The sequence below is a fragment of the Halomonas sp. GFAJ-1 genome (assembly GCA_002966495.1).
Classification (GTDB): domain Bacteria; phylum Pseudomonadota; class Gammaproteobacteria; order Pseudomonadales; family Halomonadaceae; genus Vreelandella.
Map to the genome: position 1 here is coordinate 1533561 of CP016490.1, position 15359 is coordinate 1548919.

Annotated in this window: 16 protein-coding genes; 13 read left to right on the top strand and 3 right to left on the bottom strand. The window is 53.6% G+C overall.

What is annotated here, in order from left to right; genetic code table 11:
* Positions 1-85 precede the first annotated feature (85 nt).
* Entirely contained in the window at positions 86-1777 is a 1692-nt protein-coding gene (locus tag BB497_07005; GenBank protein ID AVI62464.1) for a lactate permease, read from the bottom strand.
* 377 nt (positions 1778-2154) lie between these two features.
* Here BB497_07005 and BB497_07010 point away from each other — a divergent pair, with 377 nt between their 5' ends.
* Positions 2155-2847: a glutathione S-transferase gene (locus tag BB497_07010; protein ID AVI64291.1), complete on the top strand. Its 693-nt coding sequence runs from the start codon at positions 2155-2157 to the stop codon at positions 2845-2847.
* A 279-nt stretch (positions 2848-3126) separates the two neighbouring features.
* Positions 3127-3483 (top strand): phasin family protein, encoded by a 357-nt coding sequence (locus tag BB497_07015; GenBank protein ID AVI62465.1) that lies wholly within the window; start codon positions 3127-3129, stop codon positions 3481-3483.
* A 247-nt stretch (positions 3484-3730) separates the two neighbouring features.
* Here the strand turns inward: BB497_07015 and BB497_07020 are convergent, their stop codons facing one another.
* Positions 3731-4270 carry an OHCU decarboxylase gene (locus tag BB497_07020; GenBank protein ID AVI62466.1) on the bottom strand — a complete coding sequence of 180 codons (540 nt, stop codon included), beginning with the start codon at positions 4268-4270 and terminating at the stop codon, positions 3731-3733.
* A 124-nt stretch (positions 4271-4394) separates the two neighbouring features.
* Here BB497_07020 and BB497_07025 point away from each other — a divergent pair, with 124 nt between their 5' ends.
* The 6 genes from BB497_07025 (at position 4395) to BB497_07050 (ending at position 9531) form a co-directional block, all read left to right on the top strand.
* Entirely contained in the window at positions 4395-4748 is a 354-nt protein-coding gene (locus tag BB497_07025; protein ID AVI62467.1) for a hydroxyisourate hydrolase, read from the top strand.
* 199 nt (positions 4749-4947) lie between these two features.
* Positions 4948-6432, top strand: a complete 1485-nt coding sequence (locus BB497_07030) for a pyruvate kinase (GenBank protein AVI62468.1) — start codon at positions 4948-4950, stop codon at positions 6430-6432.
* 4 nt (positions 6433-6436) lie between these two features.
* The gene (locus BB497_07035) at positions 6437-7210 is read left to right on the top strand and encodes a molybdate ABC transporter substrate-binding protein (protein AVI62469.1); all 774 of its coding nucleotides are present in this window, start codon (positions 6437-6439) and stop codon (positions 7208-7210) included.
* Complete coding sequence (locus tag BB497_07040) at positions 7210-7878, top strand: molybdenum ABC transporter permease subunit (protein AVI62470.1); 669 nt, start codon at positions 7210-7212, stop codon at positions 7876-7878. The genes BB497_07035 and BB497_07040 overlap by 1 nt, the downstream gene beginning before the upstream one ends.
* Positions 7841-9013, top strand: coding sequence for an ABC transporter (locus tag BB497_07045; GenBank protein AVI62471.1), 1173 nt, complete (start codon positions 7841-7843; stop codon positions 9011-9013). Before BB497_07040 ends, BB497_07045 begins: the two co-directional genes overlap by 38 nt.
* On the top strand, positions 9010-9531 hold the full coding sequence (locus BB497_07050; GenBank protein ID AVI62472.1) for a hypothetical protein: 522 nt from the start codon (positions 9010-9012) through the stop codon (positions 9529-9531). The genes BB497_07045 and BB497_07050 overlap by 4 nt, the downstream gene beginning before the upstream one ends.
* Positions 9532-9548: 17 nt before the next feature.
* On the opposite strand, the gene BB497_07055 is transcribed toward BB497_07050, so the two are convergent.
* Entirely contained in the window at positions 9549-10415 is an 867-nt protein-coding gene (locus BB497_07055) for a multidrug DMT transporter permease (GenBank protein ID AVI62473.1), read from the bottom strand.
* A gap of 241 nt (positions 10416-10656) precedes the next feature.
* On the opposite strand from BB497_07055, the gene BB497_07060 reads away from it, so the two are divergent.
* From BB497_07060 to BB497_07080, 5 genes are all read left to right on the top strand, one after another.
* Positions 10657-11667: a C4-dicarboxylate ABC transporter gene (locus BB497_07060; protein AVI62474.1), complete on the top strand. Its 1011-nt coding sequence runs from the start codon at positions 10657-10659 to the stop codon at positions 11665-11667.
* Positions 11668-11735: 68 nt separating this feature from the next.
* Positions 11736-12215, top strand: coding sequence for a C4-dicarboxylate ABC transporter permease (locus BB497_07065; protein ID AVI62475.1), 480 nt, complete (start codon positions 11736-11738; stop codon positions 12213-12215).
* A complete protein-coding gene (locus tag BB497_07070) occupies positions 12205-13509 on the top strand; it encodes a C4-dicarboxylate ABC transporter (protein AVI62476.1) in 1305 nt (434 codons plus the stop codon). The genes BB497_07065 and BB497_07070 overlap by 11 nt, the downstream gene beginning before the upstream one ends.
* 177 nt (positions 13510-13686) lie before the next feature.
* Positions 13687-13920 (top strand): hypothetical protein, encoded by a 234-nt coding sequence (locus BB497_07075; protein AVI62477.1) that lies wholly within the window; start codon positions 13687-13689, stop codon positions 13918-13920.
* Positions 13921-14268: 348 nt separating this feature from the next.
* Entirely contained in the window at positions 14269-15249 is a 981-nt protein-coding gene (locus BB497_07080; GenBank protein ID AVI62478.1) for a C4-dicarboxylate ABC transporter substrate-binding protein, read from the top strand.
* The last annotated feature ends 110 nt before the right edge of the window (positions 15250-15359 follow it).

Sequence of the window (15359 nt, forward strand, 5' to 3'; positions counted from 1 at the left end):
CCTTAAAACGCCGCACCCCAGGCTAGGCCTGGGGTGTGGGAAGTGCGCTATCGATTTATTAGCCTTGCTTATCAGCTCGGACTATTTACATAAGCGGGTCGGTAACGCCTATGACATAGAACGCGATGATCGCAATGATACCGCTGAAGACCAAGTAGTAGATGGTCGGGATAATAGTTTTGCGAATCGTCGCGCCTTCGCGGCCAAGTAAGCCAACGGTGGCTGAGGCGGCTACAACGTTATGGATTGCAATCATGTTGCCCGCTGCCGCGCCCACTGCCTGGAGTGCCACCATCATCGCGGTAGAGAGGCCTAGCGATTGCGCAATGTTAAACTGGAACTCCGCCAACATCAGGTTAGAAACCGTGTTAGAACCAGCAATGAAGGCGCCCATGGCACCTACCGCAGGCGCAAAGAACGGATAGATACCGCCGACGTTGTCAGCGACCGCCTGAGCCATCATTACCGGCATGGAAACCAGGTCAGCACCATTAACACCAGAGTTGATCAAGATGCGCACCATTGGCACGGTGAAAATCAGTACAAAGCCAGCACCAAAGATCGTCTTGGTAGACTCTGATATTGCTGCGCTCATTTGGCGCGGATTCATCCTGTGCAAGAAGTACGTCACTATGACCACAGCAACGATGATGCCGCCTGGCAGGTACAGAGGCTGCAAGCCGCCGCTGACGCCCGTTTCACCGAAGATATTAGCCCAGTTCAGGTTGACAGAGGTAAGCGCGTTGCGCAGCGGCTCGACGGTGCGTGAAGCCACCAGGAAAATCGCCAGGAGTACGTAGGGAATCCAGCCTTTCAGCGTAGACATCGGCGCTTTGCCTGCTACATCATCTAGTTTGATCTGCAGGTTACCGATCCACTCATCGGGCCAAGAGGAAGATTCCGGGAAGTCCCACGTATCTTTGGGCAGCAAGAAGCCTCTACGTGCTGCAGGAACCACAATCGCTAAGCCCACCATCGCGCCAATCATTGACGGGAATTCTGGTCCTAAGAAAACGCCAACCAACGTGTAAGGTATAACGAAAGCGAAACCAGTGAAGATAGCGAAAGGCACAATGGAAAGACCTTCTTTCCACGAGCGATTAGCACCAAAGAAGCGCACCATAATTAGCACGAGAATCAGTGGCATTAAAATACCCACGATGCCGTGAGTAATCGCAACGCCATTGGTTACCATTTGGAAAAACACATCCCAGCTTGAACCTGTAGCTTCTAGCTGAGCGGTAATGCCAGCACGGTCAAGCCCGCTGCCTACCCCTACTACAACGGGAGTGCCCACGGCACCAAATGAAACCGGAGTAGACTGGATCATCATGCCGACAACCACCGCCGCTAAAGCGGGGAAGCCAAGCGCAACCATCAGCGGTGCTGCTACGGCGGCTGGTGTGCCAAAGCCTGAAGCGCCTTCAATAAAGCAACCAAATAGCCAAGCAACAATTAACGCCTGCACGCGGCGGTCAGGGCTAATGCCCGAGAAACCGTTACGAATAGCGGTAATGCCACCGGAGTGTTTTAGCGTATTCAAAAGCAGAATAGCGCCAAAAATAATCCACAGCAGGCCCGCGGTCTGAATCAAGCCCTGGACGGTCGAAGCGGCCACGCGGCTGAACGACATATCCCAAGCGGTCAGAGCGATAATCGCAGCGGTGAGGAAGACAATCGGCATCGCTATTTTGGCAGGTATTTTAAAGCCTATGAGCAAAATACCTGCTAGCAACAGCGGCAGAAATGCCAGGAGTGCAAGTGTAGTTTCATTCATGGGAGGAACGGCCCCTTGTTATTTATTTGGTATGCTCCGCAGTAGCCGACCAGCCTGCCACTGCAATACTGGTTGGGTCAGTGTGAAAGATACGTTTAGGTTGAGAGAATGACTACATTGGAAAATTGGTCTTACCAGAGTGGAGCGTGTTCTATATGAAGGTTTGCGCCGCTTTTGTTTTTCTATCCTGTTGTTTTAACTGTTTTTTTAATTATTTTTAGAAAAAATAATTCTGACAAGGTCATTAGACTAATAGACAGTACAGTTGCCAGTTAAAAGATCAGTATAGCCTTGCTTGCGTCATGAGTGGCTTACGCTCATTGTTATCAGCTGTAGCACTTTTAATAACTACAACCAACTTTACGGAGTTTCTGACAGTGGCAATTACTCTTTACGATTTATGTGGCCGCGATGAGCGTTTGCGGTTTTCACCTTATTGCTGGCGGGTGCGTATGGCGCTAGCCCATAAAGGATTATCGTTTGAGACCGTCGCCTGGCGGTTTCTTGAAAAGTACGTGCTCGCTTTTGCCGATTACGACAAGGTGCCCGTCCTCACCGATGGCGATACGGTGGTTACCGATAGCTTTGAAATTATGCGCTACCTAGACCGCACTTATCCCGATGCTCCCATGTTGGGTGAAGGTGCTAGCTTCCAGCGCGTGCTGTTTTTTAAACACTTCGTTGAGCGTAGCGTGACCCCGGCACTGTTCCGAATAGTAGCGATGGACTTACTGAACGCTATTCACCCTGATGACCGCGCCTATTTTCGCGAGACTCGTGAGGCCCGTTTCGGTGCGCGTTTAGAAGAGGTGCACCAGCCAGAGCAGGGGCGCCAGCAGCTTAAACAGGCGCTTGCCCCAGTGCGCGAGTTATTAAGAGAGAGCCCGTATTTGGACGGTGAAGCCCCAAGTGGAGCCGACTACTTGTTATTTGGCAGTTTGATGTGGGCCTACACGGTCTCATTAGAAGCGTTGGTTGAGACCGGTGACCCGGTGGATGCGTGGTTCACACGTATGCTTAATGTGCACGATGGTATAGCGGGTAACGCCATAACCGTGCGTGACTTGTAATAGTTGACCTAATTGCGGGAGTTGGGTTTTAAGATAGCCCGCTATGCTTCTTATTGAGTTAATTGATAAGTTTTTTTAAAGTACTGTTTTATAGCGGGTAATAGGTAGTTATTGAGTAGGTTTTTGATTCTCGGTGGCAGGTTTGCGAACGTATGATAAAAATCATGTTGCGCTGCACAAAAAGCACTGCTAGCTTTGTAGGTAGTAAAGGCAAACGCCTAACCATAAACCGCTTGCAACGGTGCATTGAATCGTTAACACGCTTAAGGAGACTACCTAATGAATAAAACAGTCGAAAAAACTAACCAGCAGCTTGAGTCCGCATTCTTAACGCCAATGCGCTCTTATACTCTGGCAGCGCTTGATTACTATGAGTTGCTTCTCAATGCCCAGTTAGATGCGGCGCGTGCATACTCAGACATGACGGTCGCTCAGGCGCGCACCTGGCTAGACGTTAAAGATGCGGAAGGCTTTAAGAAAGCCATGGAAAGCCAGCAAAAAACCGCTTCTGACCTGATGGAGCGTATGAAAGGCGATTCTGAGAAAGTCACTTCTATCAGCCAAAGCTTTATGGAAGATAGTAAGAAAATGACTGAAGAGAGTACTAAAAAAGCGGTTGAAGCTGTTAAGCAGTAAACCGCCGCAGCTTTAAGCTGAAAATACCGCGCCCTTGGCGCGGTATTTTTTTGGATAGAATAAATCTATTTTAAAGTAGCTGTGCGTATGCATAGTTAAAGGTGTTAATAATCAGTGGTGTTTTTAGTACAGTTTTTAGTACATTTCAGCAGACCCTACCGATATACGTTTTTTTAACGCTGCTCTTACAACACTGCTTTTACGAAGCGGCGGTTCGCTATTTTGCTTTCTACCCTTTAATGCGTTGCTACGTTGTCTCGGCTCGCGCTCTTAGCCGGAAACGAGCGATACGAATAATTTGTTCAATGGCGGTTTTTCGCTCCTGCGCTAAATTATTGTGTAAGCGTGTCTCAAACGCTGCCAAGATCGCATGGCGGTCAAGCCCTTTAACAGCGATAACAAACGGGAAGCCGAATTTAGCTTTATACGCGGCGTTGAGCTGTTCAAAGCGAGCAAATTCTTCAGGTGTGCACTGATCTAATCCGGCACCTGCCTGTTCCCGGCTGGAGTCTTCGGTCAGCTCCCCTGCCAGTGCAGCTTTGCCGGCTAAATCCGGGTGCGCTTGAATGACAGCAATTTGCTGCTCAGGGGAAGCTTGCTGCAGCATCAGTCCCATTAGATCTGCAAGTGCGTCGGGGGCATCATGCGTCTCGCTTAGCCCCTTTGCCCATGCGGCTTCTGCCACCCACGGTGAGTGCTCATAAATATCGCCGTAATGATGGGTAAAGTTTTCTAAGCTGCAGGTGCTCGGCGCAGGTGAAAGAGTAGGCGAGGGGGATGTAGGCACAAAAACTCTCCGAAGCGTTTTATGATGGAGTGAATGTATACAATAAATAGTAGCAATTGTACTCTTTGACCGATAGGTCAATCCTAGTAAATAATTTTAATAACTCATTTCAAAGGAGTGGCTTATGGGACGTTTAACCACCCATGTGCTTGATACCGCTAAGGGGCAGCCTGGCCAAGGCATTATGATTGAAGTGTTTCGACTTTTTGGCGATAGCCGCGAACATCTAGGCAGTGCGGTTACCAACAGCGATGGCCGCTGTGATACGCCTATTCTGGAAGGCGATGCATTTACATCGGGTGAGTACGAGCTAGTGTTCCACGCAGGTGACTATTTACGTACCCAGGGGGTCGCTGCTCAAGAACCGCGCTTTTTGGATGTTATTCCACTGCGTTTCGGTGTTGTGGATGCCAGCCAGCACTACCACGTACCGCTATTGCTCTCGCCTTATGGGTACTCTACCTATCGCGGTAGTTAACATGACCAATATAGTGGATGAAGAGTGCAATACCATCGGGGCCTGGGAAAGAATGAGCACCGCTCTTAAGCGACCAGCATATGGCTGAGTAGCCCAGCGCTAGGTGTAGCGCTTAGGGAATGTTTCATAACTGTCATGTATAGCGCGTTAAACTGATAAGCTAAGGTCATTAAACGTTAATTTGCATGGTTGGAACGCTATGAACGCACTGCACTTCTCTACAATTCGTCGCACTAAAATTGTCGCAACCCTTGGCCCAGCAAGCGACCGTGAAGGAGTGCTGGAGGCCATGCTCGCGGCGGGTGTGGATGTGGTGCGTTTGAATTTCTCCCATGGCACCGCCGACGATCATCGCCGCCGTTTGGTGAGAGTGCGAGAAATTGCCGCCCAACTTGGCCGTAGCGTAGCCGCATTAGGTGACCTTCAAGGCCCTAAAATTCGTATCGCACGCTTTCGGGATGGTGCGGTAGTGCTAAAAGAAGGCGAGCCGTTTGTTCTGGATATGTCGTTGGATAGTGATGCTGGAGATATCCACCAAGTGGGCTGTGACTATAAAACACTTTCGCAAGATGTTACTGCCGGTGACCGCCTCCTGTTAGATGACGGGCGTGTGGTGCTTGACGTGACCCACGTTGAAGGTCAGCAGGTGCATACCCGCGTGGTGGTAGGTGGCAAGCTCTCCAACCATAAAGGCATCAATAAGCAGGGTGGCGGGCTGTCTGCGCCGGCATTAACCGAAAAAGATAAAATCGATCTAAAAACCGCCGTTGAAATTGGCGTCGATTACTTGGCTATCTCGTTCCCGCGCCACGCTGAAGACATGCACGAAGCGCGCCGCCTGCTGGGCGAAGAAGGCAAAGAGATTGGCTTAGTGGCTAAAGTAGAGCGCGCCGAGGCCGTAGCAGACGACGCTACCCTGGATGGCATTATTGAAGCCTCTGAGGCAGTAATGGTGGCGAGGGGTGATCTAGGCGTTGAAATTGGCGATGCCAAACTGGTCGGCGTACAAAAGCGCATGATCAAGCGTGCGCGGTCGCTGAACCGCGCGGTCATTACCGCCACGCAAATGATGGAAAGCATGATCTCAGCGCCGCTGCCCACCCGCGCCGAAGTGTTTGACGTGGCCAACGCGGTGCTGGACGGCAGCGATGCAGTCATGCTGTCAGCGGAAACGGCCGCCGGTGACTATCCGCTGGAAACCGTAGAAGCCATGTCGCGGGTATGTTTAGGTGCTGAGCGTGAAAAAACTGCTCAAGAATCGGGCCACCGTATGCATGAGGGCTTTTCTCGGCCTGATGAAACCATCGCGCTCTCTGCAATGTACGCGGCGAACCATATGGAAGGCATCACAGCCATTGCGTGTATGACCTCGTCTGGCTATACGCCGCTAATTGCTTCCCGCATCCGCTCGGGTCTGCCCATTGTTGGCTTGGCACATAACCCTATCGCCCAGCGGCGTATGGCGCTCTACCGGGGCGTGGTATCACTTCCCTTTGATACATCTGAAATGAGGGCCACGGAACTCAACGACCAGGCGCTTACCCTGTTAGTGAAACAAGGGGTGGCAAAGTCCGGTGACTACGTGATTCTTACCCGTGGCGACCACATGAATGCCCATGGGGGAACCAATACCATGAAGGTAATGGCCATCACTGAGTTCCACGTTGCGCAAGCGCAGGCGTAATCTTATGCGCACGCTCCTGCTGGCGTTTTTTATGCTCTTTAGCACACCGGCATTGGCCGGTGCGCAGCCGCCGATAATCGCAGCGGCATCTGATCTACAGTTTGCGCTCACCGAAGCAGCGGAGCGGTTTAAGGCGCAGACCGGGGCAGGCGTAAGGCTCAACTTTGGCTCCTCGGGTAACTTTCGTCGTCAAATCGCCCAAGGGGCTCCCTTTGAGCTCTATCTTTCTGCTGATGAAGCCTATGTCTTTGCGCTTCATCAGGAAGGACATACCCTGGATGAGGGCACTATTTACGCCATTGGCCGGCTAGCATGGCTACAGCGTTCACAGCGTGGAGATTTGCCTGATGAAGCTGCCCCGTTAGCAGGCGTCGAGCAAGCCATAGCCGCCAGTGCTAACGGCACGCGCGAGCGCATCGCTTTGGCAAATCCTGAGCATGCGCCTTACGGCGTTGCCGCCCAGCAGGCGCTGAGCTATGCCTCGTTATGGGAGCCGGTCGCGCCGCTTCGGGTGCTAGGAGAGAATGTCTCCCAAGCGGCTCAGTTTGCGCTGGCAGATGATGCCCGCGGTGGCTTGGTGGCTTATTCGCTGGCGTTAGCCCCAGCCCTTGCCCAGCGCAGTGAGTACGTACTGATCCCTGAGGAGTGGCATGCACCGCTGCGCCAGCGCATGGTACTCACCCGCCAAGCGGGTGACGTGGCGAAAGCCTTTTATGCCTGGCTTCAGGAAGACGAAGCGCTGGCGATTCTCAAGCAGTATGGCTTTAGTACCGAGTAATGGATTGGTCGGCACTGTCTGTTTCACTCCGTTTGGCCGCCTTAACGTGCCTGTTTTTACTTCCCGTCGGAATATGGGCAGGTCGCGCCCTGGCAACGGCTAGGTTTCGTGGCAAAGGGCTATGCGAAGCCCTTATTGCGCTGCCGCTGGTGCTGCCACCCACGGTGCTGGGGTTCTATTTACTGCAGCAGTTTGGCCGTGACGCGCCATTAGGCAGCGTATGGGCAACGCTTACCGGGGGCGGATTAAACTTCACCTTTAGCGGCATCTTGCTAGCGTCGCTCATTGCTAATCTTCCCTTCGCCATTCAGCCTATTCAACGAGCCTTTGAACACGTGCCCGCTAATCTGCGCGAAGCTGCTTGGTGTAGCGGCCTTAGCCCATGGCAAACCCTCTGGCGTATTGAGCTGCCGCTAGTGTGGCCAGGTATTCTCTCCGCCGCTGCCTTAACCTTTGCCCACACGCTGGGTGAGTTCGGCGTCATTTTGATGGTCGGGGGCGCCATTGATGGTGAAACCCGCACCTTAGCCATTGCTATCTACGACCGTGTGCAGGCATTTGACGAGCAGGGCGCGGCGCGTATGTCGGCGCTGTTATTGTTCGTGTCCCTCACCACCTTGGGCTTGGTGTATGGCCTTGCAGGCAAGCGTAGGTGGGCGCGTGGCTAAACTAACGGTAACTGCCCAACAAAGCGGCCCAATACCGCTCAATGCGACGTTTAGCTGCGGACCCGGGGAGCTGCTGGCGCTGGTAGGGCCCTCTGGCAGCGGTAAAACCACGCTGCTGCGCACCATTGCTGGGCTTTATCAGCCTAAACAAGGTCAGGTGACTTGCGCCGGGCGTACATGGTTTTCAACATCTGAGCGGGTAGGCGGCAAGCGGATTTCGCTGCCTCCCCAGCAGCGTCAGATCGGCATGGTATTTCAAGATTACGCGCTGTTCCCTCATTTAAGTGCGCTGGATAATGTTCAACTCGCCCTTGGCCACCTGCCCCAGCCCCGGCGCTATGCTCATGCAACACAGTGGTTGAGCAAGGTGCGTTTAGAGGGGTTGGAGGCACGCTTTCCCAATGAACTTTCCGGCGGCCAGCGTCAGCGAGTGGCGCTGGCCCGGGCGCTTGCCCGGGAGCCGCAGGCATTGCTGCTGGATGAGCCTTTTTCGGCCGTAGATCAGGTCACGCGGCGCCGCCTGCAGCGGGAGCTGGCGCTGCTGCGCCAGCAAATACCCATTCCCATTGTGCTGGTGACGCACGATTTAGAAGAAGCCGCGGCGCTAGCAGACCAAATCTGCGTGCTGCACAACGGCACAAGCTTACAGCAGGGCGAGCCTGAAACGCTTTTCCGACGGCCAGCCTCCCCGCTAGTGGCGCGTTTGCTTGATCGTCATAATATCTTTGAGGGAGAGGTCGTGGACTGGCATGGTCAGCGCCGTCTCAAGTGGGGAGAATGGCTGCTGGAAGTAGGCGAAGAGCTCCAGTCGCTTGCCGTGGGCAGGCGTGTTGCCTGGTACCTGCCGCCATCGGATATCGTGCTGCACCGGCGGGGACGGCCATCCCATGGAGAGCGTGAAAATCCCGTTGCGGCTACGGTGTGTGAAATGGTGGTGCTTGGCGGTATAACGTCGATAGCGTTAAGAGTTTCAAACGGCGATATGCTACGTTTCGACATCGCGACGCATGCAGCCAGGCGTAACCAGCTAACCCTGGAAGAGCACGTGCATGTGTCACTCCTGGCGGAAGGGATACACCTTATGCCGGAACATCGTCCACACGTGGCGCCGCACAACAAAAGGAACCTGTTATGACCCTAACTCGTCGCCAGTTGCTAAAAACGTCACTCGGCGTTTCTCTGGCCGCCAGCCTGCCGCTACCGCTGCTTTCCGCGTGGGCGGCAGAAAACAGCCAAGCCACCACCTTGCCGCTCGCTATTCATAGCCGGGAAGGCCCTCACCGCTTGGATGTGGAAGTGGCGGAAACCACCGCCCAGCGCCAGCGTGGCCTAATGGGGCGTGAACATTTGCCGGAAACCCGGGGTATGCTATTTCGCTTCGAGAGCGAACAGCCGGCGGGCAACGCATTCTGGATGTACCGCACGCTGATTCCGCTGGATATTGCTTATATAGACGGTGAAGGGCGCATTGTGGCGATTAACACCATGCAGCCCTGTGAGTCTGAGGCGCCGCGTGAGTGCCCCACCTACCCAGCAGGGACAGCCTATTACTCTGCCCTTGAGGTAAATGCAGGCTACTTTGCCGAGCGCGGCATTCAAGTTGGCGACTGTGTGTCCGTTCCTGCCCTGGCAGGGTTCTGTCGTCCTGAGTAGTTAAGTGGCGCTGGTGATTATGCCACCTTGGCCGGGTGGCGCTTACCGATGTTCAACACGATGAGCGCGATGCCGGCAACCACTAAACCGCCGCCAGCAAGTTTGTGAAACCCTAAGCTATCGCCCATGAGTAGCGAACCCAGGCCAACTGCGAGTACGGGGATAAGCAGTGTCATCGGCACCACGCGATTAACCGGATGACGCCGCAGCAGCCCATACCAAATCCCGTAGGCCACAATAGACGACATCACGGCGGTGTAAATCATTGCTCCCCAGCCTAACCAACTTGCCTGCTGCATCGCCTGCCACTGGTTGCTTTCAAATAGCCACGACCCTAGTGCTACCTGGGGTATTGCAAACAGCGCCACCCAGCCTGCCAATGCAAGCGGTGCGATGGGTGGCCCGCGTTTGATCAACAGTTGCGATACCGCCCAGCCAAAAGCACTTAACAGTAGAATGGCCAAGGGGAGGGGCGTGGGTAACGTGGGTCCACCCGCTAACACGACGATCCCCGAAAACGAGAGCAGCAGCCCCGCGATACGTTTTGGGCCCAGCTTCTCTTTAAGAAATACCACGGCTAACAGCGTGGCAAAGGGAGTGCCCATCTGTACCAGCAGCGCCCCGGTGCCCGCTTCTGCCTGCCCCAGGCCAATAAACAAAAGCGCAAAGTGAAACGTGCCAAACGTCACCGAAAGGAGCAGTAAAAAAGGCAGCTGAACTCGGGCAACGGGGTAGAAGGGCACCAGCAGCGCAGCGACCAACATAAAGCGCAATGTGGTCATTAATAGTGGCGGAAGTTCTGCCACCCCCACCTTAATGACAATAATATTCAGCGCCCAAATAGCGATAACCAACAGGCTGAGCAACAGGTCGCGTAGTGGCACGTTAATGTCCCTGCCGTTATAAAAAGTGAGTTGCGTAGCTTAGCAGCAAGCGTTCGATACCGTAACGCTCGGCGTCCTTTGCACCAAAAGTTGATGGTTAAAAGGCGCATCAAGCGCTTTCTTTCACCACGTGAGTGCCTACAATGGAGCGCTCCTGGGTTAGCGGGCGATGCCTGTTAACGTAAGCTGAGCAGGATAAAAAATAGCAAGGCCCCATAAAAATCAAAAAAGGATCAATACAATGACGCTGACACGTTCTATGGCTCGCTTCACCGCTGGCTTGGCCGGTGTGGCACTGCTTTCTGCTTCACTTTCTGTCCACGCTCGTGAACTCTCGGTTTCCACGGTTTTGTCTGACGCCTTTCCTTGGGGGCAGGCCGCTGAAAAGTGGGCCGAGCTGGTTGAGGAGCGTAGCGGTGGTGACCTAACCCTACGGGTCTACCCGAACTCTCAGCTGGTATCGGGGGATCAAACCCGCGAGTTTTCCGCCATGCGCTCGGGGTTGATTGATGCGGCGGTGGGGTCAACCATCAACTGGTCCCCCCAGGTGCCTGAACTCAACCTGTTCTCTTTACCGTTCTTTATCCCCGATGAGACCGCCGTCGATGCAGTTACTGGCGGTGAGGCGGGGGAGATGGTCTTTGAAGCGATTGAGTCTCGCGGTGTGATGCCGCTTGCATGGGGCGAAAATGGTTTCCGCCAGGTTTCTAACTCCCGTGGGCCGATTAGCCAGCCAGAAGATCTAAACGGCTTGAAAATTCGTGTTGTCGGCTCGCCACTGTTCCAAGATACGTTCTCAGCACTGGGTGCAGACCCCACGCAAATGAGTTGGACGGATGCCCAGCCCGCGCTGACCACGGGCGCGGTTGATGGCCAGGAAAACCCGCTTTCCGTGTTTGACGTGGCGCGTATTGACCAAGTAGGCCAGGAGCACTTAACGCTCTGGAACTACATGAATGACCCGCTGATTTTTGCCGTCAACCAGCAGGTATGGCGTTCACTGAGCGAAGAGCATCAGACGTTACTGCGTGAAACCGCTGAAGAAGCGGGCGCATGGGAAATCGCCATGACCCGTGAGGAGGAGAGTGAGCGCTTGGCGGCTATTCAGGAGCGCGGCGTCACGGTAACGGAGCTAACCGACGAGCAGTATCAAGCCTTTGTGGATGCGACCCAGTCCGTTTATGAAAAATGGGCGCCGCGCATCGGCGAAGAGCTGGTAGAGGCCGCTCAATCGGCCATCGACGCACGTTAAGCATTTTGGTGTTTCAACTACCGGCCCTTACGGTTGAGGGTCGGTAGTTTTTGCTGTGAGGTTACCCCATGAAAGGCTTTCCCGATGCGCGGCCCGAGCGCTGGCTTGGTGCGCTTTCTCTTATTGTTATCTCATTGATTAGCCTGGGTAATGTGGTAACTCGGTACCTAACAGGCGGCTCGTTTTCGTTTACCGAAGAGTTTTCCGTTTTCCTACTAGTCGTGCTGACGTTTGCAGGCGCATCGGTGGCGCTAAGGCGCAACCGGCATATCCGTATTGGCTTTCTAGAACGGGCGCTGCCTGGGCGGTGGCGTAGTGCCTTGATTCTGTTTCAAGCCGTGTGTGGGCTGATCGTGTTGGGGTTGATTACCTGGTATGGCGGCAAGCTAGCATGGCAAGAGTACCAGTGGGAGTCGCTTTCACCGGGGTTAGGGCTGCCCCAGTGGTGGTATCTACTTTGGCTGCCGGTATTGTCAGCTGCCATGCTATGGCGCTTGGTTCAGCAAACCCGCGACAGGCTAGAAGGGAGGCTGAACAGTGACGCCTGATATCTGGATGATACTTGCCTTCGCAGGGCTGCTCATTGCCGGTGTGCCGGTGGCCTTTTCGTTAGCGCTTTCTGGTGCGGTGGGCATCTTGGCGGGGCTTTCCCCCGACATGCTGGCAACGCTGGGTACCAACACGTATAACAGCATTGCGAAATATCCGCTGATTGCCATACCCCTGTTTATCCTGACCGGGCTGATTTTTGAACGCTCGGGCGTTGCGTTGCGGCTAGTGCGCTTTGCCCAGGCGTTGATTGGCCCGCGCCATGGTGGCTTGGCGCTGGTGGCGGTGCTGGTGTGTATGATTATGGGCGGCATGAGTGGCTCCGGCCCTGCGGACGCGGCGGCAGTGGCCATGGTCATGTTGCCAAGCATGACCAAAGCGGGCTACCCGAAGCCATTTTCGGCAACGCTTATCGCTGCCTCAGCATCCACGGCGATTTTAATTCCCCCGTCGGTGGCGCTGATTCTTTACTCTATTGTGGTGCCTGGGGTGGATCTTCGCGCACTGTTCGCAGCTGGCCTCTTTCCCGGTATTTTGGCGGGGATGGCGCTATTGGTGCCAGCAATGATCGTTTCCAAACGCTACGGTTGGGAGGGCGGCACGCCGGTGGAGGGGGCTGAGTTACTCAGCGTACGCACGACGTTTAAGCAAGCGTTGCCTGCACTCTTTGCTCCGGTGCTGATTTTGGGTGGTCTCCGCTCTGGCCTATTCACGCCTACTGAAGCCGCAGTGGTGGCAGTTGCCTATGGCACGCTGGTGGGGCTTTTTCTCACCAAAGAACTTTCGCTGCGCGATTTGTGGGAGTTACTTGGGGAAGCGGCGATTATCTCAGGTGTGGTGATGCTGATTATCTCCCTAGCGGGTATTTTTGCCTGGGCGGGGACAATGCTGGGCACCTTCCGTCATTTAGCCGAGTGGATTATCAGCCTAACCGATAATGGTGTTCTGCTATTGATACTGGTGATGCTAGCGGTACTGGTGGCCGGTATGCTGCTGGATGCTATTTCCATCTATCTGATTATGATGCCGATCCTAATTCCTGTTATGCAGCACTTTGAATGGAATCCGGTTTGGTTCGGGATTTTATTAGCGATGAACATTGCTATCGGTCAGTTTACGCCACCCGTCGCCGTCAACCTTATGGTTACCACTGAGGTGGCAAAAATACGCTTAGAACATACTGTGGGCTGGGCGCTGCTGTTTGTGGTGGCCATGGGGTGCGCGTTGGCGTTGGTCGCTATTTTTCCTAGCATCGCGCTGTGGTTGCCGACGGTACTGGGTTACAACGTCTGATGCCGGTATATACCGATATATTTGTACAAAACGTAGCCACTGTTGACTTAAAAGTTAATGGTGGTTATTAGTATATTCCTTTTGGTTTTATAGTGCGCTGCTCGCACCTGCCGTAGTTACAGTGGCCATATTCACAGTGGCCGTAGTTACATTTGTCGTAGTTACCTTGGAGATCATATGCTGTTTCCCCCTCGCTTCGCCCCGATAGTGTTCGCGTTTTTAATGTCGATCTACATGGTCACACTAATGACGTTTGTAATTACCTGGGCAAATACAGGCCTGATGGATGGCTTTTTCGGGCGTTGGTGGCGCGCCTTCTATATTGCTTGGCCAGTTGCATTTTGTTTGATTCTGCTTGGCGCGCCACGGCTCCAGCGGTTGGCTGCAGTGCTTATAAAAAGACCACGTTAGTCCTAAACCTGTAGCAATATATGCGTGTGTTTAAAATATTCATAGGTCATGCACGACACGCATATATTCCCGCCATTCTCCCCAATTAACGCCCACTAAACGTTCAAGCCCGCTAGACTTACAAAATCCACAGCGTTAGTGGCGCTTGAAACTCAAGTCCTTGTGACAGAATGGGGTTTCGCCAAACGCGTGTTTTTTCGCTAAAGTAGTAATAGTCGGCACTAACTGTCGATGCAGTTAACAGATTGTCTTGAAAACGTTTTGATATCGAAATACCTGAGGGGAACCGTTCTGCAGGTGGTTTCAAAGCGCATAACGCTCACAACATCAAGATAAAGAGGTATCTCCATGAAACGCCATGTATTTTCTACCGCTGCCTTTTCAGGCGCGCTGATTGCAGCGGCAAGCTTTGCTTCACCGGCAGTAGCTCAAGATCGTTACATTACCATCGGTACCGGTGGTCAAACCGGCGTTTACTATGTGGTTGGCCAGTCGGTCTGTCGTATGGTTAACCGCGGAAGTGACGAGCACAACATTCGTTGTAACGCACCGTCTACCGGTGGCTCTGTTGCCAACGTTAACGGTATGAAAACTGGCGAGCTGGATATGGGCGTCGTTCAGTCTGACGTTCAGTACCGCGCTTATCACGGCGAAGCCAACTTCGAAGAAGATGGCGCCTGGGAAGAGATGCGCTCTGTGTTCACCATGCATGGTGAACCGTTAACCGTTGTTGCTCGTGCTAACTCCGGTATTGAAAATATCAGCGACTTCCCAGGCAAGCGCGTCAACATCGGCAACCCTGGTTCTGGCCAGCGCAACACCATGGATGTGGTCATGAATGCGTTCGGTTGGGATGAAAGCACCTTCGCGCTGGCATCTCAGTTAGATGCCGCTGAACAGGCTGCCGCGCTTTCAGACAACAATATCGATGCCATGGTGTACGTGGTAGGTCACCCCAACGGTTCCATTCAGGAAGCGACCACTACTATTGATGCGCGCATCGTGTCGGTGACCGGTGACGAAATCGATTCCCTGATCGAAGAGTATCCCTACTACACCCGTTCTGTTATCCCGGGCGGTGTGTACCGTGGTAACGATGAAGATGTCGAGACCTTCGGCGTAGCAGCAACCTTTGTCTCTTCTACAGACGTTGATGAAGACGTTATTTACGAAACCGTTAAAGCGGTTTTCGAAAACTTCGACCGTTTCAAGCGCCTGCATCCAGCGTTTGAAAACCTGAACGAAGAAGACATGATTGCTGACGGCTTAACTGCTCCGCTACACGACGGCGCAGAGCGTTACTACCGTGAGCGTGGCTGGATCGAGTAAAACGGTAGCGTGACGTGATACCCATAGCAGTAGATGAGTAACACTCACTTTTTGAGTAATAAAGCGCGGGCACCCTGGGTGTCCGCGTTTCTTGTTGAAAGCGCTGACTG